Source organism: Limnothrix sp. PR1529 (assembly GCF_002742025.1).
GTDB lineage: Bacteria > Cyanobacteriota > Cyanobacteriia > CACIAM-69d > CACIAM-69d > CACIAM-69d.
Genome location: NZ_LIRO01000096.1, coordinates 85,270 through 104,925 on the forward strand (window position 1 = coordinate 85,270; position 19,656 = coordinate 104,925).

Below are 19,656 nucleotides of genomic sequence, written 5' to 3' on the forward strand. Positions count from 1 at the left end.
TGAACCAGTCATGAACGCGCAAGAAGTCATCCGCTCAATCGAAGCTGAGCAACTCAAATCAGACCTGCCCGTCCTTTATGTCGGGGACACGGTTCGAGTTGGTGTTGTGATCCAAGAAGGCGGCAAAGAGCGCGTCCAGCCCTACGAAGGCACCATCATCGCGATGCGCAACGGCGGAATTAACGAAACCGTCACCGTGCGTCGGGTGTTCCAAGGTGTTGGCGTAGAGCGCGTGTTCCTGCTGCATTCGCCCCGCGTCGCGAATATCAAAGTCGTGCGCCGTGGTAAAGTCCGTCGTGCCAAGCTGTACTACCTGCGTCAGCGCATTGGTAAGGCAACCCGCATCAAGGAACGGTTCGATCGCAAGAAGTAAGATCCTCCCCGGATCTTCGTTCGATCGGTTCATCCATTTCAAATGGTTTTTGAGCGACCGGCCTCGATTAGTGCTAAACTGAGAAAACGTCCAAACGTGCGCTCTTAGTTCAGTCGGTAGAACGCAGGTCTCCAAAACCTGATGTCGGGGGTTCGAGTCCTCCAGGGCGCGCTGGCATTCATCGCCGATGAATCTACCCAAAGGCTGACCGCCATCACCGGCAAGAGGTCTTTGGGTAGATTCTCATGAGGCGTGTTTTCCGATCAGCCCCGATCGACCAACCGGGTATCACGACCGATCGAACGCCTCTTCACCGGAGCCAGTCTGTGGCCCTATGGCCCATCAGCCTTTGGTCTTCCGTGCGATCGAGTCCCCATCCTAAGGAGCATTGGTCAACAGAGGAACCCACCCGTGAGCAAACCAGCGGAATCGCCAGCCCCAGATAACGAAAAATTCGACCCCACCGAGTTTCTGCGCGGCACTCGCGAAGAACTCAGCAAAGTCGTTTGGCCCAGTCGCCAACAACTCATCAGTGAGTCCGTGGCGGTGGTGCTGATGGTTGTTCTCTCCGCCACAACTATCTATCTGGTTGACAACCTCTTCACTTGGATCGCAAAGCAGGTGTTCCAATGAGCCTGAGCGACGAACAGTTTTACGACAGCGACGAACAAACCGAAGAGCAAGCGCCCAAGGTTTTAGCCCGTCGTGCTCGCTGGTATGCCGTGCAAGTGGCTTCCGGCTGTGAAAACCGCGTCAAGATGAACCTGCAACAACGGGTGCAAACCCTTGACGTGGCCGAACGAATTTTGCAGGTGGAAATTCCCCAAACCCCCACCGTCAAAATGCGCAAAGACGGTAGCCGTCAGCATGGCGACGAGAAGGTTTTCCCCGGCTATGTCCTGGTGCGGATGCATCTGGACGACGAAACCTGGATGGTTGTGAAGAATACCCCCAACGTGATTAACTTTGTGGGGGCAGAACAACGGCGCGGCCAAGGTCGCGGGCGCGGCCATGTCAAGCCCGTACCCCTGAGTCCCGCTGAAGTCGAGCGCATTTTCCGCCAGGCCCAGGAGCAAGAACCCGTCATCAAAATTGATATGGCGGCCGGTGACAAGATTGTGGTTTTGTCTGGGCCGTTTAAGGATTTTGAAGGCGAGGTGATTGAAGTGAGTCCCGAACGCAGCAAGCTGAAGGCTTTGCTGTCGATTTTTGGTCGGGATACCCCGGTTGAACTGGAGTTCAACCAAGTTCAAAAGCAAAGCTAGCTCGTCCCATAGCGCAATAAACGAATGGCTAAGAAAGTCGTCGCAATCATTAAGCTGGCGATTACCGCCGGCAAAGCGACCCCTGCTCCCCCGATCGGGCCTGCCCTGGGTCAGCATGGGGTCAACATCATGATGTTCTGCAAGGAATATAACGCCCGCACGGCCGACAAGGCTGGGCTGGTGGTTCCGGTAGAAATCTCGGTGTTTGAAGATCGGAGTTTTACCTTCGTTCTGAAAACACCGCCCGCTTCCGTTTTGATTTGCAAGGCTGCTGGCATCGATCGCGGTTCGAGTGATCCGAAGTCCAAAAAGGTGGGCAAAATTACCCGTGCCCAGCTTCAGGAAATTGCCCAAACCAAGCTGCCTGACCTGAACACCAACGATGTGGAAGCCGCCATGCGGATCATCGAAGGAACGGCCAACAACATGGGCGTGACGATCGTCGAGTAGGAGCCATTGGTTCGGTTGGGGGCAGTCGGCTCGATCGACTCCTAATTCACCGAGTCATTGACCGATCGCAGACCGATCGCAAACAGATTTGCTGAAAACCATCTGGGGGAGAAGATTGCCTCTTCGCTAATGACCCCGAAGGAGTGTTTTAATTCATGACTCGTAAGATTTCGCGCCGGATGCGCGAGCTAATGGCCAAGGTGGAACCGCGTCCCTATGCGCCCGTGGAGGCGCTGGAGCTGGTGAAGGAACTGGCCACAGCTAAGTTTGTGGAAACGGTGGAAGCCCACATCAAGTTGGGCATTGACCCGAAATACACTGACCAACAATTGCGAACCACGGTGGCCCTGCCCAAGGGCACGGGTCAAACCGTGCGGGTGGCGGTGATTGCTCGGGGGGAAAAGGTCGCGGAAGCAACGGGCGCTGGCGCTGATATTGCCGGTTCCGAAGACCTGATTGAAGAAATCCAAAAGGGCATGATGGATTTTGACATCCTGATTGCCACGCCCGACATGATGCCCCAGGTGGCAAAGTTGGGTCGGCTGTTGGGTCCCCGGGGCTTGATGCCGTCGCCGAAAGGTGGTACGGTGACGTTCGACTTGCCTCAGGCGATTTCGGAGTTCAAGGCTGGTAAGCTGGAATTCCGGGCTGATCGCACGGGTATTGTCCACGTGGGCATCGGTAAGTCTGCCTTTACGGCAGAAGATTTGCTGGTGAACCTGAAGGCGTTGCAAGAGACGATCGATCGTAACCGTCCTTCGGGTGCCAAGGGTCGCTACTGGCGCAGCATCTACGTGACCTCCACCATGGGGCCGTCGGTAGAAGTAGATGTAGCTGCCCTGCGCGACTTGAAGATTGGCGAGAACGCTGCCTAAACGGGCGGTTCTGGGGGGTAGAGATTTACCCCTTCGCGAATCCAAGCTTCGGCTGTTGATCTAGCTCGATCGCGGTGCTAATCAACAGCCAAGACCTCCTCGATGTTGAACTAGCGGCCCAGCAGTCGCTTCTCAAAACCCTAGCTTCAAAACCCAACAACCAAAGACAGTGGGTGTGTTCGCAATTGCGCGATCGCTTAATCAATTCCCACCGAGGTCTGTCCTGTTTTGAGCCAACTCGCTACCCGCTCAGGGTGCTGTTTGGCTGTCAAATCGAACCCCCTCGACCCGTCTTTGGCTGACCGTCGAGGGGGTTCTCGTTTCCAGACTGCGCGACAAACCGAAAGGAGGTGATGACGAATGGGTCGCACGCTGGAGGACAAGCAAGCAATTGTCGCGGATCTGAAGTCGCTGCTCACTGAAACCGAAATGGTGGCAGTGATCGACTACGCGGGTCTGTCGGTTGCTGAATTGTCGGATCTACGCAATCGCATCGCTGCGAGCGGCGCGGTTTGCAAAGTGACGAAAAACACGCTGATGCGGATCGCCGTTGAGGGTGATGCCAACTGGCAGCCCATGACGGAGTTTCTGAAGGGTACTTCGGCATTTTTGTTGCTGAAGGGAGACCTGGGTGCTGCCCTGAAGGCATACCAAGACTTCCAGAAGGCCTCGAAGAAAACCGAGCTGCGCGGCGGTGTGATGGAAGGTCGCGCCCTGACGCAGGCCGAGGTTAAGGCAATTGCCGATCTGCCCTCGAAGGAGCAACTCATTGCTCAAATCGCTGGTGGGATCAATGGCCTGGCCACCAAGATCGCGTTCGGTGTCAAGGAAGTGCCTTCGATGCTGGCTCGTGGGATCAAGGCAATTTCCGAGAAGCAAGCCGCCTAGGCGATCGCTTCAGAATCGAGCAGTGCGATCGCCCGGCGGCCTAAGGTTTTGGCCCACAAGCCGACGACCCCGATCGACTGTGTTGGTTTCCCCTGTTGCTGTTATTGCTGTTCAACCATTGCAAGGAGCAAATCCATGTCTGAGAAGGTCGCATTGATCATTGAAAGCTTGAAGTCGCTGACCCTGCTGGAAGCGGCTGAGCTGGTTAAAGAAATCGAAGAAGTGTTTGGCGTGAGCGCTGCGGCTCCCGCTGGTGGGGTGATCGTGGCGGCAGCTCCCGCTGCGGTTGAGGAAGTGGAAGAAAAGACCGCTTTCGATGTGGTGCTGGACAAAGTGCCCGCCGACAAGAAGATCGCCGTGCTGAAGGTGGTGCGCGAACTGACCGGTTTGGGTCTGAAGGAAGCCAAGGATTTGGTGGAAGCTGCTCCCAAGGTGGTCAAGGAAGGCGCTTCCAAGGACGATGCCGAAGCCGCCAAGAAGAAACTGGAAGACGCTGGCGCAGAAGCTTCGGTCAAGTAAGATTCGATCGACCTTTTTCGATCGGTCTGATCCAGTTATTTGGTCAATTGGATTGGTCAGTGGTTTTGGTCAGCCGGGGTGCAGATCCAGCGCGATCGCCCCTGGGCGACCAACAACCATCAACCATCAAATCAACCAAGCCAAGATCCAATCAACAGCAACTCTCCTAGTTCATGAACTGGGGGAGTTGTTGCTATGGGGGCCTTGGGAACCCGGTTGAACGCGCTTGAACTCGATCGAGGCTGGTCTCTTCAGCTTGCAACCTGTTTCCCAAGGACTGAACCGGAGCGATCGCCCCTTGCTGGCTGAACCGCTTTGGAGGCAAAATCCGAGAACGACTGCGTACTCCGTTGCGCGGCCGCAAGACAAAAGCCATGCGCGGGTTTACTCAGTTTGTATTGATTGCCAACAGCCTATTTTTTGGGGCCTTGCTGCCTCCGGGGTTGTTGGCTGCGGTGGCTTCACCGTCTCTTTTCGCCCAGGCCGATTCAGCGGCCCCCATAGGAGCCGGGCTGGCGTGGGTTGCGATCGCCCTGTTTCCTCCGGTGGCCATTTTGGGGCTAACGGGGGGCTGGGTGCTATGGCTGCGGGGGCGATCGCGTCAGGGGGCCATTTTCAGCAGCTTGCCCTACGCCAACTGGTTGTTGTTACTGTTGGGGCAATGGGTGGCGGGGCTATCCTAAGCGCCACTGGTGCTCTCGCCCCCGGCCGATCGCTGAAAGATCACGACCCGATCGCCCACCACGGGACTGCGGGCCAACAGTTGTCCCTCTCGATCCTGTAGCTCCAGCTTGTTGAAATCTAAACGGCGCGATCGCTTCAATAAATCCGCCGCAAACCGATCCTGATTGCGATCGCCCAACCCGTACCACAAATCAGCCGGAACCGTCACAATCAGCCGACTGGCACGGAAGTCCGCTTGGATGGAGTCTACCAACGCCTGATCGCCGTAGCGAGTGGCAATTTCGCTGGTTTCGTCCTGAATCGCCGCAATTAATTGTTGTTCCGGTGATCGCTCCAGTTTGGGCGGCGGGCTAGAAACCGGGGCCGTCTCGGCAACTCCCACGTCCCCGGATTCTGCGGCGGTCTGACCAGGAATTTCCGTTGTTCGAGGCGTGGACTCCGATCCCGCCGTTCCGTTACCAGAAGGGGCGATCGGTTCCGCTTCCTCCGCATCAGACGGCAGTTCCAGCAGGGTGGGAATCAGCGGCTTGAGAGGAGCAGGCTGAGACTCCGGCGGCTGTTGAGCCACCGTGGCAGGTTGAAACTTGGGCGGGAAAATGGCGATCGCGGCAACCAGCACCACACTCCCCATTATCGACAGGGCAATGGTCAGGTTGCGATCGGACAGCTTCCGCAGGGATTCGGGCAACCAAGGGCGGGCCCAGCCTAAAACTTGATGACCCGCTTGGGCTGGGGTCAACCGGGGCGATCGCACCGAGGTGGCCGGAGGCAAGGCCGACTCCGTTTCCAGTTCCGTCGCCGCCCAGTCCAACAAGCGAATCAGGCCCCGCAGCAGGCGAGCGATCGCCCGCCGCCACGATCCCTTCGTAGGTTCGGTTCCAACCGACTTGGGTGAGTCCGACGACATAGCCATTTCCAAAACAGCGCAACAGCCAGCGACCCTCAATGGCTCAGGGCGGATGAATCCAGTCCCTGGGAATGCCCACAAATTGACCTGAACTCCATATGCCAGCGCCGCTAAATCGCATCGTAACAGCCTGGGTCACGGGTCGTAACAATCACGGCCGGGTTGTAACGTTGAGCAATGGAGGCAACCCAATCCCGCTTTTCGGCTCCATCCTTAGGATGTCGATCGCTCCTGCACACCCAACTCAACCAGCACCGTCGTGCCCCCTTCCGGTTCGCTGGTGATGGTCAGGGTTCCCCCATAGAGGGTGCAAAGGCGCTGGGCCAGGGTTAACCCCAAACCCGACCCCTGTTGTTCATGCAACTTGCGATCGAACTGTTGATAGGCCCCCACCGATTTGATCTGATCCGAAGTCATGCCCCGGCCGCTATCTTTCACCACCAACTGGTAGCGATCGCCCTGAATTTCCGCAAACACCGCGATCGGCTGGCCCGGCTGCGAAAACTTGCAGGCATTATCCACCAGCTCAATCACCATCTTTTGCAGCGCCGATTCTGAAATGCCCACGATCGCATCCACCGCCTGCACCGACAAATCAGCCGATCGCCCCGCCCAGTCCTGCGCCTGTCGGCGTGCCGTTGTTTCAATCATTGCCGCCGGACTCTCCACTTGCAGTTGTCGCAGCTCGTGCAACCGCTGGGGATCCCGAGCCGCCAACTCCAAATCCGCGTAGAGCAAAAAGTTTTGAATTAACCGAAACAAGCGCTGACCCGAATTGTGAATATCCGTCAGCATCTCGCGGGTTTCTTCGGGATCCAAATCCTCCAACTCTTCAAGCATGAACTGCGACGTGGCCACAATCCCATTCAGCGGCGTTCGCAACTCATGGGGCAGCGAGAATGCAATGCTATAGCGCAACGCATCGAGCTGTTCTTGGGATTGCTTTTGGGTGGCCGATTGCCGTTGCAACCGAGCAGCCACCGCCCCCAGCAGCTCATCCCGCGTAAACGGCTTCGTTAAATAATCATCGGCTCCCAAATGCATTCCTTGGCGCACATCGCCCTTGGTGGTGCGGGCCGTCAGGAACACAAAGGGAGTTGTGGCGGTAATGGGCGATTGGCGCAGGGCCGCCAGCACCCCGTAACCATCCAACTCCGGCATCATCACATCGCACAGAATTAAATCGGGTTGGAAGGCTTCGGCCAAACGAACGCCCGCATTGCCATCAGCGGCTCCCGCCACTTCATACCCCTCGGCTTCCAAAATATCGAGAATAATTTCCCGAACATCCGGTTCGTCTTCGATGGTCAAAATTTTGGTCACGGCGATCGCTCCCTTAACCCGATGCGTTGTCCACAAAGAATCGATTAACTCAATGGCCACCCATTTTATGGATTTCCTTTCCAGGATTGAACCTGGCCGGCCTGGATCAGAACAGCACCCGGTAGACCGCGGCCGCCGTGGTCTGCAAACCGCCCCCAACGCTCAAGACTGGTTCAAGACTCAAGCATCAAGGCTCAAGCATTGAGGTGATCTTCTTCACTGCTGAGCGGTTGCCAAGGGGTGACCGGTAGGGTGACCGAGAAGGTGGTTCCCATACCTTCAGTGCTGTCCACTTGAATTTGTCCCCCGTGTAAGTCAACCGATCGCTTGACGATCGCCAGGCCCAACCCAGTCCCGGGAATGGTTCCCACATTGCCAGCCCGGTGGAAGGACTCAAACAGACGCTCCCGATCGGCCGCTGGAATGCCAATGCCCTGATCTTGAATCACAAACCGCACAGACTCCGGAGCACAGATCAATCGAAACTGAGTGGTGCTGGCGTTGGGGGAATATTTCAAAGCATTAGACAGCAGATTAGACAGGATGTGCCGCAGCAGCTTTTCATCCATGGCCAACACCGGAGCCGCCGCCCCTCGGTTCACCACTCGAAACTCGATCGCCTGGTGTGCCTTCAGGTTCAAAGACATTTCCTCCACCAACCCGTTGCAGAACCCTTCCAGGTCAACGGGCCCCGGCCGAAACTGCAACCGCCCCGAGTCCGCCTGCCCCAACACCAACACCGACTCCAACAATTCCGTCAGGTGATGCACCATGGTTTGGATGCGGCGGAGATAGTTGCGACTTTTATCGGGCCCCCACCGATCGCCATAGTGCTCCAGGGCTTCCGCCGAAGCCAAGATGGTGGTTAAGGGGGTGCGGAATTCGTGGGAAGTCATGGACACGAACTGGGATTTCATGCGGTTCAGATCTTTTTCGGCTTCCAGGGCGCGGCGAATTTCCACCTCGGCCGCCTTGCGGGTGCTGACATCGGCCACCGTGCCCTCATAGCCAATGATTTGCCCCCGCACGTCATAGACCGCTCGGGCATTTTCCACAATCCAGGTGGTGGAACCGTCCGATCGATAAATCTGAGATTCAAAGGCGATCGCCTGGCCCTCTGTGGCCAGAATGTGGCAAAACTCATCCCGCCGCTTGGGATCTGAATACAAACTCGGAATTTCCGTAATCCCCGCGATCGCAGCTTCCGGCGAGTCATAGCCCAGAATACGCGCTAGGGCAGGATTCATGCTGATAAAAGATCCATCCACCGTGGACTGAAAAATTCCCTCCACGGCGTTTTCAAAAATGCTGCGATATTTGGCCTCGGCCGCCTCCACTTGCTCATAGGCATCGGCGAGCTTGCTGCGAGCGCTAAATTCCGCGCGCTGGAGCCGTTCATAGAGATAAACCGACAAATCGCAAACCACACAAATCCAAAACAGCTCTAGCAACAGGCCAAAGCGCGATTGGATCGGTGAGGAGCGAATGGCCGCCCCCAGCAATTCCCGCAACCCAAAGGAATGGATCAACGCCAAGGCTTGGGACAACACATGCAGGGGCCAGCGCGCCGGAATGAGGGTCGCTTGGGCAAAAAAACCAAAGGCCCATCCAAAAAGACGCGGGGGCAACCGGTTCAGGGTCACGGGCGACAACAGAACCTGGCAAGTTTCGGGGACGATCTGGAAGGAAAATAAAAAACCCAGAAACAGAACCCGCAGATGGCGCGCTCCCCAGCGGGTGTCGGATAAATACCAAAACCCCAACAGGCTAATCAGGGTGGCCAACCGTGCGGCCACGTTATCCCAACTGAGGGTTTCCTGGCGCAAGACCGATCGCGCCAGGTCTAAGACCGCAAAGCTCCAGGAAATCAGCAGCCCTAACCCAAAGGCTAACCGAACCCGAGCTAGCAGGAAGCGATTTTGCCAGCCTTCATAGGACATACGATCGAGATTGCTCCCATCGTCCGCCGCCACATTGACCGCAGCTAAGTATTCGATCGCTGTCCTGACAACCGGAATTCGCTGAAGCCACTGTTGGATCAACCGCGTTACGCGCGCCCGCAACAAGGTTTGCATCAACTACATTAACGACCCTATGAATGGCTCGTACATTAACGACCCTACGAACGGCTCGACACCACCGTCACGATTTCCCTAAACCCTTGCCGCAAAATGCTAGCAATCAGGGAACTTCCTGCACCATCGCGGCGAAGTTGGCTTCATCCGCGGCCCAGGCTGACACGACCGAACTGGCCGTGTTTCGTGCAAATTTGCCGATGACCGTTTTGGCGATCGGTTTTGGTCATCGCTTGATCATCGCCCATGAGCCTTCTGATCAATGCCCTAAACAATCCCTAAACAAAACGAAACAACGCTGTCGAGCCGAGAACCGGGACATCGCCAGCGGGCAAAAACCGCCCCCAGCGTGACAATCGCCTGATGGCAATCGCCTGATGAGTTGTCTTCTCTAGAATGGCATAGCTTGGGAAGGAGGCGAGATGTCTATTGCGATGGGCGCAAGCTAGATTAAAACTGGGGCTGCGATCGAACCGTGGTGGTCTTTGGTGCGATCGCTCGCCGGGCCTTGTTTGAATAGCCAAGGAGTGCCCAAGCCATGTGCATTTGTGTCAACTGCCTCCATATTGATCGCTGCACGACTTACCACGCGGTTGAAGCCCAACACCAACAGGCACATTTGACGGATTCCCCAGATTTTGAGCCGATCGAACCCAGCATTAATGTCAACATCCGACCGCGCGACAACGAGATTGAAATGGAGTGGGATGTGGTGGGTTGCCAAAGCTTCACGGCTGACCAAGGCCGCTGGGCCCGGCTGCGACCAGGCGAACTAGTTCCCACCTGATTGGGGACGTTGAGGGAGACCTCATCTGTGGGATTGCGGGGAGTGGGCGGTGATCGATCGTGCTCCCCGATTGATGATTTGTCGTCACTTCTGGTTTTAGTGACTGGTTTTCATGACTGGTTTTCATGGCTGGTTAGGGTTACCCATTCACCGCGCCAGCCGCAAACCAAACCACCTATTCCCCAAAGCCCGCCGGATTCCGAATGGGTTTAATCCGCACATCTTGCCCCAATTGCAATCGTTCACCGGGCAGGGCTTGCAAAAATACTTCAACGGCTTGCAGGTAGTCCCGAACCATTTGGATATCTAATTCGTATTTCTTTTCAATGGAAATGGTTAAGAACGGTTGATATTGACCGCTATAGCCATCATCATGCTTATAAGCATTCACCACTTTGCGCATGGCTTCCACGTCCTGAAACCCTGGCAATGTTTCGATTTCGACCTGAAATTCACGTTCAATAATTCGATAGATTTCCGCGATCGTTTTGTGGGAAAGTTTGCGGCGATAGTCGCGATGGGAGCCATATTTTTTTTGATAAATTGACCTCACCACCCACTTCAACTCATACTCCACCACGGAATTTAATTCACTTAAAGCGGCTCGTAGGACAATGCCTTCGTAATCTAACAGTAAACCTGTGGCGCGATCGTGTTCGGCGGCTCCGAAGCGCTGCCATTCTTCAGGGGTGTAGGCACGGTTTACGCTGTTGATGTTGGCATCGTCAACTTTGAAGGCGCGATCAATAAACATTGAAATTGCACTCAATCGCGCGGAAAAGTGCCGAATAGGCATAGGAGCAATTTGGCCGGGGCGATCAGGTTTTGAGTTTTGTGGTCAACTTTTCGTAGTCAACTTTTCACGGTTAACAATTTGTAGTCAACAATGGCAAGCTTGACAGTCGCCACCATTCTATACCTAGCGATCGCGCTCTCCCACGAATCAGTCAGGAGTTAGGAACACATGTCCGATCGATCATTTAGCTTTCGTCAACTACAAAGCCAATTTGGTCTTGGTCAGGCATTGCAGTCCTTATCCTTGGGAGCCAAGACCACCGCGATCGAGCCGTCTTCTTGGTTGCTCAGAACCTTGGAAATTGCCCAAAGTACAACTCTCTTCACCGAAAAGGAGCGATCGGAGCGGTTAATTTCTCCAATTTTATTGGAGCTGCGGGAACAAACCCACCGACAAGTTTCTATTTTTTCTGGTTTTGAATTAACCATTCAACCTGATCAAGGGCTAAATGGAGAATGTGATTTTATTGTCGCCCGATCGCCCCTAGATGTTGAGCTACAAGCCCCCATTTGCACGATTGTGGAAGCGAAGCGGGGAGAATTAGAATCAGCTCTGGCCCAATGTTCAGCACAAGTTTGGGGAGCATACCAATTCAATCAGAAATTTAATTCCCACTGGTTGTCGTCAATAATTAATCCCCCAAATATCAATCCCCCAGATATCGATCGCCCAGATCAGGAATCAAGATTACCCTTGCCCCTTTTCGGCTGCGTAACCACCGGGGAAATTTGGCGTTTCCTACAACTCATGCGGACACCTAACGACCATTACTTAATTGCCATCGATCGGGAGTCCTACTACCTCGACCAAATCCCCACAATCCTAGGAATTTTGCACTACATTGCCATCGTCGCCTAGCCGGATGATGACTGCCACTCCCAAACATCAGGTCAACATTAATTGACCCTTAGTTTCAGGATTTTGCAACAGAAGAGCCAAGGCAAAAGTTAGGGCAAGGCAGCGGGGGCTAACTCGGCCTGTTGGCGGGCCTGTTGGCTGTTTTGGCGGTAACGTTGGGCCCGATCGCGCGCGGTGGCGGCCCGGCGATCGTCTGGGGTCACCTGCTCCATCAAGTCGGCGGCGGCTTGCCACTGGGTCGCCAGTTCTAGCCACTGCTGGCGCGTTTTGGCCGTTTGACCCCCAAGAGCAGCCGTTTCCGCCAAGCGAACAGCCTTCACGAAGGGATCATTGGTGGTGCTGGCGATGGGGGTGGCCGGCGGGTTGCCAATGGTGATCCATTTCAAATTCCAGGCCACTAGCCCCAGCAAAAAGACACTCAAGATTGCTCCCCCGGCGGCTCCGACCCAAAATTGAGTGCGGGCGGCCTTGGCGGGCAAGGTGGATCCAAGGGTGGGTAGGTTGAGGTCTCGTTGGCGGGAGGTGAGATTGCGAAAAACCCACCGGAACCAGTGCGATCGCTTCAAAGTCATCGGCTCTGACCACAACAGATCCTCCGGCTCTCGCTGAATTGCCTCTAGCCACAAAAGCTGCTGCTCTTGCACAAGACGGGCATAGAGGGTGACTTTGCGAATTCCTCGGGGGGCCACTTGTTCCAAAATGGCGCGTACCCGCTCGACCGTGTGGTCGCGATCGAGGTTTTCCGCTGTGGGGGCTTCACACAGCAACTGCAAGCTACCACCCGCAATGATGGCGCGGGTGCGAATTTGGTCGGAAGCCAACTTCTGATTCAGGATCTGGACGATCGCGGCAATGCTGCCACCACAGGCCTGACGATATACATCATCAAACCCGTTATCAGATGTCCAATCCTGGTCTTGGGAGGGAATCACGAGGGCATCGCCATGGCTGCTTTCAGGACGGTTTTATCATACTCGGGGATCAACAATGGGGGATACGTGCGATTGCGCTCCGAGTCCGTACACTTTTGCCAAGGCCTGCGCCAAATCGGCTAATAAATCGTCTGGGTGCTCAAGGCCGATCGAGAGACGCAGCAGGTTTTCTGGGGTGGTGGTTCCGGGCCCCTCGATCGAGGCGCGGTGCTCAATTAGACTTTCCACGCCACCGAGACTTGTACCCCGGGTGAAAATTTGGAGGGCGGCGGCAACGGCCAGGGCTTCCGGGAGATCGCCCCGCACTTGCACCGATACCATGCCCCCAAAGTCCTTCATTTGTGATCGGGCCAAGGCCGCTTGGGGATGATCTGGCAAGCCGGGATAGTGAACCGCCTCGATCGCCGGGTGAGATCGTAACCAGGCCGCCACCTGCCGCCCATTGGCACAGTGGGCCGCCATCCGCACCGGCAACGTGGCCACACTGCGCAGGGTCAGCCAGCAGTCAAAGGGAGCCAATCCGGATCCGCCCAGCCGCTGCACCTGTTGCACCCGCTCAAAGGCGGGGGTCAGTTCGCGAGCAATGACCGCCCCGCCGGTTACGTCGCTATGGCCCCCGAGATATTTGGTGGTGGAATGGACAACCCAATCGGCTCCCAATTCCAAGGGCCGTTGCAACAGGGGAGTGGCCCAAGTGTTGTCGCAAATGCAAAGGGCCCCGGCCGCTTGGGCTAACTGGGCGATCGCCCGAATATCCGACAGCTTCAGCAACGGATTGGAAGGCGTTTCCACCCAAACGGCGCGAGTTTCGGGCGTGAGGGCGGCGGCCACCTGTGCCAAATCCGTGGCATCGACCCAAACCACCGCTAAGCCCCAGGGCTGCAACACCTGTTCCATCAATTGGGCCGTGCCGCGATAGAGATCGCGCGGGGCCACCAACTGCCCGGGCCCGAGGGCTTGCAGTGCTGCCATCATGGCCGCTGCGCCGGAGCTGAAGGCCGCCGCCACTGCGCCGCCTTCGAGGACGGCCAAACAGGTTTCGAGCGATCGACGATTGGGATGATCTAACCGGCTGTAGAGATAGCCTTGGGGATAGGAACCATCGGCCGATCGCTCGAAGGTGCTGGTGAGATACAGCGGCGGGGCGATCGCTCCCGTGGCGGGGTCGGGTGCGCGGCCCGCATGAATGGCCAGGGTTTCCAGGTGGGGCGCGGCTGGCTCGATCGGGCGATCGGTTGCCTCAGTCGGTTGACCAGTCGGTTGCTCAGCGGGGTTAAATGTTGGGTTTTGCAAGGGAAAGGGCGATTGGGAAACGGAGCATGATACAACTCCTAATTAACGCAATTAACGCCACAGGATCACCACAAAAACCGCACCAGCGAACCTAAGACCGATGACCGCTCCCCCTTCTTCCCCCAATTGGCAAACTAAATTTTGGCTGTGGGCCGATCGCGCGCTGATGGCCAATCTGTTTTTGGTGTTTTTGAGCTTTGCTTGGCTGGCGATCGCCGTGGTTGGTCGCAGTCTCCACAAGCCCTTCGGGTTTGATCTGTGGTATTCCCTGTGGCAACCCCTATGGCAGCCGGCCTTGGGCATTCTGATGGCAGGCGCAATTTTAAACGGGATTGGCCGCTGGATTGCAAAACGGCTCGATCGCTCCCAATCTTGAATCAGGAATCCAAACTTAGCGGCTCAATGTTCAATACTTTAAACACTTAACACTAAGCACTTAACGCTAAACACTCAAACCTCAAAACTCAAGCCTCAAAATTCAAGCTTCAAAATTCAAGCTTCAAAACTCAAAAGGTCTAGCCCAGACGCGGACTAGACCTTTTTGCTTTCGCTGGCTATTTGAAGACAGGAATCACTCAACAGGTTTTACTCTCAACAGCTAATCAATCGGGTGGACAACGATACACAACTTCGGTCGATCGGGCATCACTTCAGTCGATTCAGACTGCTTTGTTAGCAGCGCCTGTGGTGCGAACCTCACGATTCATGACCTCCCGAATGAGCTAGTTTTATCAACAGCTACCGGTTCGATCGCCGCATGGCGCAAACGCTACTTGAACAACAAGCTTCGGATGCAACACAGAAGAGGAAGTCGTGCCAGTCTCCGGCAGGAGGTACGCACCGGGAACTGTCCTTGGAGAGAAGCGTTTCTTGCTTCTTTCGTACCTTGATTTGAAGATAAACCGGTTCTGAGTCAGCGTCTAGGGAAGTCAACAGAAGTTGACGTTATTTCAACTAGGTTCATAAATCCAGGGATCGAACATAGCAATCCATGAGAGTCTTACTCTTGCGGAATGCCGGGAGTTGCAACGAAACAATTACAAAGCAGCCATTTGCAACCACCCGCCAAACGATGGCGATCTCAATCAATTCTGATCGATCCCGATTGATCCCGATCAATCCCCAAGGCTTTTCCCAACGGTCGCTACGAGGGCGGCCATTCAGCATGATGGGGATTGCAAAGCAGATTCGCCTAGGGGAAAGCTTGGGTTTCGCAGCCTGAATTATGGCTGGAATGTCATGGGCAATTCGCGGCTGAACTTGCCATTGCTCCCCACGCAATCACCGATTTCAGAAAGTGGAGACCAGAAGAGTTTTTGCTCATTGTTTGTAAAATTTTCTTTACGATGCATCCAACGAGCCACATCAAACCGGTTGGCAACATTGGGCAAGTCATTGGGCAAGTCATTGAGCAAGTCACCTAGCGCCAACGGTCAATCAGCCAACGCCCCAATTCCAAACCCAACCAACCGAGGGCAAAGCTGCCAAAACCATAGGCCAAGCTCATGGCCCAAGCGCCCGACCGCGCCAGATTTGACGCATCCAAGATGTAGCTAGAAAAGGTGGTGTAGGAGCCTAAGAATCCCACGGCAAACAACAGCCGCAATTCGGGATACAGGGGCGATCGATCCGTCATCCACCCCACAAGCAGCCCCATCAACACCGCCCCAGACAAATTCACCAAAAACGTGCCGATCGGCCAACCCGTGCCCCACAGCCGCGCACAAAGCAGCGACAGATAATAACGCCCCAATGCGCCGGGAATGGCCCCCAAGACCACCGCGATCGGGGCCCGCAGGTCTGGCCGCTCTGAGGCGGCGGCTAACCACTGATGCCACAAATATTTCAAGAGGCGCACACTCCCGATCGGCTCAAGAATTTCCTCAAAATCATTACCCTAAAATTCCCAGCCCAGATTCCCAGCCCAGATTCTCAGTCCAGATCTGGATCAACCGAATCCCGATCGAGGTCTTCTGGATCCTCTAGATCTTCCGGGTCTTCGGCCGCATCCTCATCCGGCGGCAGGCTCGATCGCAACTGATTGAGCGCCAACTCCAACTGGGCAGAATTCTGATTTTCCACATCCAACTGAAAGTAGCGGTGGAACTTTTCGCTCACCTGCACCATGGACGATCGGCCATAGCGCCGTTTTTTCACAAAATCTCGCTCCACCAGCTCCTGGACATGTTGATAGGCTCCGGAGCCGCGTAAATCGACCAAATCCGCCATCGGCAGCGGCCCCTTGAGGGCAATGACCGCCAACGTTCGCAACGCCGCCACTCCCAAGTCCGCCGGAATCAGCCGCTCCACCAGGGACTGGAATCGATCGCGCAATTGCAACGTGTAGCAGCCCTTGCGCAGTTCCACCACCTCCAACGCCGTGTCCCGCTGGGCATAGTCGTTCATCAAGTCCAGCAAGGCCTCGTGGGCCAGATCTCGCGCGCAACCGGCACAGTCAGCAATCTCCGCCAAACTGAGGGGCTGTCCCTTGAGATACAAAATTGCCTCGATCGTGCTGACCAGCGAGTTTGCCCGTAGGTCGGTTTGTGAATTGGCCAATCCAGACAACGGCGAATCTTCCTTGGTGTTCGTCAATTCTCCATTCAACCAGCACTGATGCCGTGGCGATCGCAATTTTGACCCCAATTTCTCCCCAAAATCCGGTTTTCCGGCCCCCCGAACGAAGAGATTCTAATTAGCTAATTACTACCCAAATTGCGGGGCCAGTCAAGGAATTGGCACTGAACCGTAAAGGGAATTAGTTCCGGAGAAAGACATCAAAATTCTTACTAAAAATGTTGATTTGTTTTCCTGATTCCGTTGATTTTTTTCAGAAGGAAGGAGCAGCAACGTTCGAGATGGATTTCTTCCTATGCGCCTGTTCCCTTCTGCTTCGATGCTGCTCGGTTTGTGCCTAGCGGTTGCGCCATCGCTGCCGGCGGGCGCAATGACTCCCTTGGTTTCCGAAACCCAAATGATCAATCATCAAGAACTGTCCGTAGAGGCTGCACCCACTGTGGTGCGCCGCACTCGGAACTCGCACCGGGGCAGCGGCCGCCGTGATTTTGTGCGGTATGTGTTCGCCGCTCCTATGAGCTAAGGATCGTTTGATGCAGCCTGTAATTGGGGGGTTGATTCCGTTTTCTTTCTAGGATTTTGTTATGCAAATTCCGAGAATTTGATTCCATCAAAAACGGAATTTTCAACCCTCCACCAATCAGCATTGGTCAGAATTAGCTAAAGCATGTTTGCGGTTCGTTGAGCCAGTTCAGTCTGGTATCCAGTAATTCTGAATTGGGTGTGGTGGAGTGTGGTTTTGGGGCGACAGTTCTGAGAGAACAAAACCAGATCAGAACTGCTGAGAATGACTCCCCCAATGCGTTACGGCGATGATTGGCTTTTGCAGTTGTTAATTGCCGGTTGCCAGTGGCCATTGCTGATGACCCGTCGCTGTTTTGTTGATTCTGGTTTGTTGATTCTGGTTTATTGATTGTTATTGCGTTGATTGCCGTGGTCGCGGTGGATCGAGGCGAATCGAGGTGGATCGTGATCGATCGCCCTGCTCGGAGCCAATTTCGAGGGGCGCATCGAGCGATTAGCCTCGATTCGCTGTCTTGCTGGGCCGGGGGCCGTGGGGATCGATCGAGACTTTTTCTCTTTCGGGCAGGGCAGCCAAAATCCGGAACCGTCAGAGGCTGAAACCCTGAAAACCACCACTACCAAAGCATTTCAGCTTCTCAAGTTTTTTGTTGGGGAACCACTTCCCTTGCGCTTCCAAACCGATCCAGGGATCGGGCTGTTCCTGATAGGATCGGAGTATGGCAACCATCACCATTCGCGGCGTTCCCCACAGTTACCGGCTCGATCCCGATCGCCCCACCCGCTGGGCTTTGGTCTTTGTCCATGGCTGGCTGCTCAGCCGCCACTATTGGCAGCCCCTCATTGACCAATTCCAGCCCCATATCCCCTGTTTGTCCTATGACCTGCGCGGTTTTGGGGCATCCCAACCCACCCAACCCCAGCAATTTTCAACGCCGCGCGAGCGTTACCAAAACTACGCCCCGGCAGCCTATGCCGAAGATTTAAATCGGCTGCTTGAGCATTTGGGAATTGAGACCGCCTGGATTGTGGGTCACTCCCTTGGCGGAGCGATCGCCCTGTGGAGCGCCCACAAATTTCCCGATCGGATTCAAGGGGTCATTTGCCTCAACTCCGGCGGCGGCATTTATCTCAAAGAGGAATTTGAGCGCTTTCGGGCCGTTGGCCAGCGCTTGGTGCAATTTCGGCCCCAATGGTTGCGGGCCTTTCCGGGTCTCGATTGGGTCTTCAGCCGCGACAGCGTGGCCCGCCCCGTAGACCGCCAATGGGGTCGGCAGCGACTGATCGACTTTGTGACCGCCCATCCCGAAGCGGCCCTCTGGACTCTGTTGGAGTCCACCACCGAAGCGGAAGTTCATCGCTTGCCCCAGGTGGTGGCCCAGCTCACCCAGCCGGCCTACTTCATTGCCGGAAACCAAGATTCTGTGATGGAGCCGCGCTATGTGCGCCACTTGGCCAGCTTCCATCCACTGTTTGACATGTCGGGCGAAAACCTGCGGGAAATTCCCGATTGTGGACATATGGGCATGGTGGAACAGCCCATCCCGATCGCCCAAGAAATTAAAACCATCTTGCAACGCCACGGGGTCGATCACGGGTTGCAAACCCAACCCGAAGCCCTGAAAAACGTCTAGGCCCGAATCGGAGACAAGGGGCTTTAGGGCCTGTCGTCATTTCCTAGGATCAGGCGGAAACGATTGATTTTCCATGTCCCAGTCGTCGTAACAAGGGGCTTAAGCCCCTTGCTCCTCACGATGTCGGTACGGTGGAATCAGGGTTTCAGACGCTTGTATGACAATCGGAGACAAGGGGCTGAAGCCCCTTGCCCCTCAAACGCACAACCTACACCCGACCGCGCAGGAATTGGGCCATTTCGTTCGGTGTGGGCGAGTTTTCCAGCGCCACTTCCTCCGTGATGCGGCCCTCTTGGTAGAGATTAAACAGCGCCTTATTCATGGTGATCATGCCGTCAAACTCTGACTTCAGCATCACCTGGTTAATCTCCTCCATCTCGCCCTTGATGATGTATTCCTTAATCGCATCCGTGGCGATCAAGATGTCGTGGTAGGCAGCTCGTTTCCCATCGGTGGTTTTGCACAAGCCTTGGGCAATGATCGCCACCAACGATTCGGCCAAACTCACCCGCAGGGCCGCGTGCTCATTGGGGGGAAACATCCCCAACACCCGCTCGATCGTCTTGATGGCGCTGTTGGTGTGCAGGGTTCCACAAACCAAGTGACCCGTTGAGGCCGCCTTCAGGGCGATTTTCATTGTTTCCGCATCCCGAATTTCCCCCACCAACATGATGTCCGGGTCTTGGCGCAGGGCCCCCTTCAGGGCGTTGAAAAATTGCCGCGTGTGCCGCCCCACTTCCCGGTGCTTGATCAGGGATTTTTGGCTGACATGCACAAACTCCACCGGATCCTCGATCGTGATGATGTGCTTCGCCATGCTCTTGTTGATGTAGTCGAACATGGCGGCCATGGTGGTGGACTTCCCGGAACCCGTGGGCCCCGTCACCAAAATCAAGCC

Annotated in this window: 24 protein-coding genes and 1 tRNA gene; 15 read left to right on the top strand and 10 right to left on the bottom strand. The window is 55.5% G+C overall.

Translation table 11 applies throughout. From position 1 onward, the window contains the following. Positions 1-10 precede the first annotated feature (10 nt). From rplS to AMR42_RS13860, 10 genes are all read left to right on the top strand, one after another. On the top strand, positions 11-373 hold the full coding sequence (rplS, locus tag AMR42_RS13815; protein WP_099534243.1) for a 50S ribosomal protein L19: 363 nt from the start codon (positions 11-13) through the stop codon (positions 371-373). A 98-nt stretch (positions 374-471) separates the two neighbouring features. Further along, positions 472-544: transfer RNA gene (locus AMR42_RS13820), tRNA-Trp, on the top strand. 74 nt (positions 545-618) lie between these two features. After that, positions 619-819: a hypothetical protein gene (locus AMR42_RS19960; protein ID WP_143473101.1), complete on the top strand. Its 201-nt coding sequence runs from the start codon at positions 619-621 to the stop codon at positions 817-819. Beyond that, positions 785-1,006 (top strand): preprotein translocase subunit SecE, encoded by a 222-nt coding sequence (gene secE / locus AMR42_RS13825; RefSeq protein WP_099534244.1) that lies wholly within the window; start codon positions 785-787, stop codon positions 1,004-1,006. Before AMR42_RS19960 ends, secE begins: the two co-directional genes overlap by 35 nt. Then, positions 1,003-1,638: a transcription termination/antitermination protein NusG gene (nusG, locus tag AMR42_RS13830; RefSeq protein WP_099534245.1), complete on the top strand. Its 636-nt coding sequence runs from the start codon at positions 1,003-1,005 to the stop codon at positions 1,636-1,638. The genes secE and nusG overlap by 4 nt, the downstream gene beginning before the upstream one ends. A 24-nt stretch (positions 1,639-1,662) precedes the next feature. Beyond that, positions 1,663-2,088: a 50S ribosomal protein L11 gene (gene rplK, locus AMR42_RS13835; RefSeq protein WP_099534246.1), complete on the top strand. Its 426-nt coding sequence runs from the start codon at positions 1,663-1,665 to the stop codon at positions 2,086-2,088. 155 nt (positions 2,089-2,243) lie between these two features. After that, a complete protein-coding gene (gene rplA / locus AMR42_RS13840; protein WP_099534247.1) occupies positions 2,244-2,963 on the top strand; it encodes a 50S ribosomal protein L1 in 720 nt (239 codons plus the stop codon). Between the two features lie 360 nt (positions 2,964-3,323). Then, positions 3,324-3,851 (top strand): 50S ribosomal protein L10, encoded by a 528-nt coding sequence (gene rplJ, locus AMR42_RS13850; RefSeq protein WP_099534249.1) that lies wholly within the window; start codon positions 3,324-3,326, stop codon positions 3,849-3,851. Between the two features lie 135 nt (positions 3,852-3,986). After that, positions 3,987-4,370 carry a 50S ribosomal protein L7/L12 gene (rplL, locus tag AMR42_RS13855; protein ID WP_099534250.1) on the top strand — a complete coding sequence of 128 codons (384 nt, stop codon included), beginning with the start codon at positions 3,987-3,989 and terminating at the stop codon, positions 4,368-4,370. 374 nt (positions 4,371-4,744) lie between these two features. Continuing rightward, positions 4,745-5,053 carry a hypothetical protein gene (locus AMR42_RS13860; RefSeq protein WP_099534251.1) on the top strand — a complete coding sequence of 103 codons (309 nt, stop codon included), beginning with the start codon at positions 4,745-4,747 and terminating at the stop codon, positions 5,051-5,053. On the opposite strand, the gene AMR42_RS13865 is transcribed toward AMR42_RS13860, so the two are convergent. The 3 genes from AMR42_RS13865 to AMR42_RS13875 all read right to left on the bottom strand — a co-directional run bounded on the left by AMR42_RS13865 (position 5,050) and on the right by AMR42_RS13875 (position 9,359). Further along, the gene (locus AMR42_RS13865; protein WP_099534252.1) at positions 5,050-5,967 is read right to left on the bottom strand and encodes a hypothetical protein; all 918 of its coding nucleotides are present in this window, start codon (positions 5,965-5,967) and stop codon (positions 5,050-5,052) included. The genes AMR42_RS13860 and AMR42_RS13865 overlap by 4 nt on opposite strands. Positions 5,968-6,174: 207 nt before the next feature. Further along, positions 6,175-7,284: a response regulator gene (locus AMR42_RS13870; RefSeq protein WP_099534270.1), complete on the bottom strand. Its 1,110-nt coding sequence runs from the start codon at positions 7,282-7,284 to the stop codon at positions 6,175-6,177. A gap of 194 nt (positions 7,285-7,478) precedes the next feature. Continuing rightward, positions 7,479-9,359 carry a PAS domain-containing sensor histidine kinase gene (locus AMR42_RS13875; protein ID WP_099534253.1) on the bottom strand — a complete coding sequence of 627 codons (1,881 nt, stop codon included), beginning with the start codon at positions 9,357-9,359 and terminating at the stop codon, positions 7,479-7,481. 538 nt (positions 9,360-9,897) lie between these two features. Between AMR42_RS13875 and AMR42_RS13885 the strand changes: the two genes are divergently transcribed. Next, entirely contained in the window at positions 9,898-10,146 is a 249-nt protein-coding gene (locus tag AMR42_RS13885) for a Ycf34 family protein (RefSeq protein WP_099534255.1), read from the top strand. A gap of 175 nt (positions 10,147-10,321) precedes the next feature. Here AMR42_RS13885 and AMR42_RS13890 read toward each other — a convergent pair whose 3' ends face one another. Then, the gene (locus AMR42_RS13890; RefSeq protein WP_099534256.1) at positions 10,322-10,900 is read right to left on the bottom strand and encodes a hypothetical protein; all 579 of its coding nucleotides are present in this window, start codon (positions 10,898-10,900) and stop codon (positions 10,322-10,324) included. A 210-nt stretch (positions 10,901-11,110) separates the two neighbouring features. On the opposite strand from AMR42_RS13890, the gene AMR42_RS13895 reads away from it, so the two are divergent. Next, entirely contained in the window at positions 11,111-11,800 is a 690-nt protein-coding gene (locus AMR42_RS13895) for a hypothetical protein (protein WP_099534257.1), read from the top strand. Positions 11,801-11,889: 89 nt separating this feature from the next. On the opposite strand, the gene AMR42_RS13900 is transcribed toward AMR42_RS13895, so the two are convergent. Next, entirely contained in the window at positions 11,890-12,732 is an 843-nt protein-coding gene (locus tag AMR42_RS13900; RefSeq protein ID WP_234407002.1) for a hypothetical protein, read from the bottom strand. Positions 12,733-12,768: 36 nt separating this feature from the next. Beyond that, positions 12,769-13,956: a PLP-dependent aspartate aminotransferase family protein gene (locus tag AMR42_RS13905; RefSeq protein WP_368670742.1), complete on the bottom strand. Its 1,188-nt coding sequence runs from the start codon at positions 13,954-13,956 to the stop codon at positions 12,769-12,771. 169 nt (positions 13,957-14,125) lie between these two features. Here AMR42_RS13905 and AMR42_RS13910 point away from each other — a divergent pair, with 169 nt between their 5' ends. Then, a complete protein-coding gene (locus tag AMR42_RS13910; protein ID WP_234407004.1) occupies positions 14,126-14,401 on the top strand; it encodes a hypothetical protein in 276 nt (91 codons plus the stop codon). 847 nt (positions 14,402-15,248) lie between these two features. Here the strand turns inward: AMR42_RS13910 and AMR42_RS13920 are convergent. From AMR42_RS13920 to scpB, 3 genes are all read right to left on the bottom strand, one after another. Next, a complete protein-coding gene (locus AMR42_RS13920) occupies positions 15,249-15,455 on the bottom strand; it encodes a hypothetical protein (RefSeq protein WP_099534259.1) in 207 nt (68 codons plus the stop codon). Continuing rightward, positions 15,446-15,883, bottom strand: a complete 438-nt coding sequence (gene crcB, locus AMR42_RS13925; protein WP_368670741.1) for a fluoride efflux transporter CrcB — start codon at positions 15,881-15,883, stop codon at positions 15,446-15,448. Before crcB ends, AMR42_RS13920 begins: the two co-directional genes overlap by 10 nt. 74 nt (positions 15,884-15,957) lie before the next feature. Continuing rightward, a complete protein-coding gene (gene scpB / locus AMR42_RS13930; protein WP_199291656.1) occupies positions 15,958-16,584 on the bottom strand; it encodes an SMC-Scp complex subunit ScpB in 627 nt (208 codons plus the stop codon). Between the two features lie 337 nt (positions 16,585-16,921). Here scpB and AMR42_RS13935 point away from each other — a divergent pair, with 337 nt between their 5' ends. Next, positions 16,922-17,125 carry a hypothetical protein gene (locus AMR42_RS13935; protein ID WP_099534260.1) on the top strand — a complete coding sequence of 68 codons (204 nt, stop codon included), beginning with the start codon at positions 16,922-16,924 and terminating at the stop codon, positions 17,123-17,125. 718 nt (positions 17,126-17,843) lie between these two features. Next, on the top strand, positions 17,844-18,758 hold the full coding sequence (locus AMR42_RS13940; RefSeq protein ID WP_099534261.1) for an alpha/beta fold hydrolase: 915 nt from the start codon (positions 17,844-17,846) through the stop codon (positions 18,756-18,758). Between the two features lie 208 nt (positions 18,759-18,966). Here AMR42_RS13940 and AMR42_RS13945 read toward each other — a convergent pair. Beyond that, positions 18,967-19,656, bottom strand: a 690-nt coding sequence (locus AMR42_RS13945) for a type IV pilus twitching motility protein PilT (RefSeq protein ID WP_099534276.1), incomplete at its 5' end; no start/stop codon positions are given.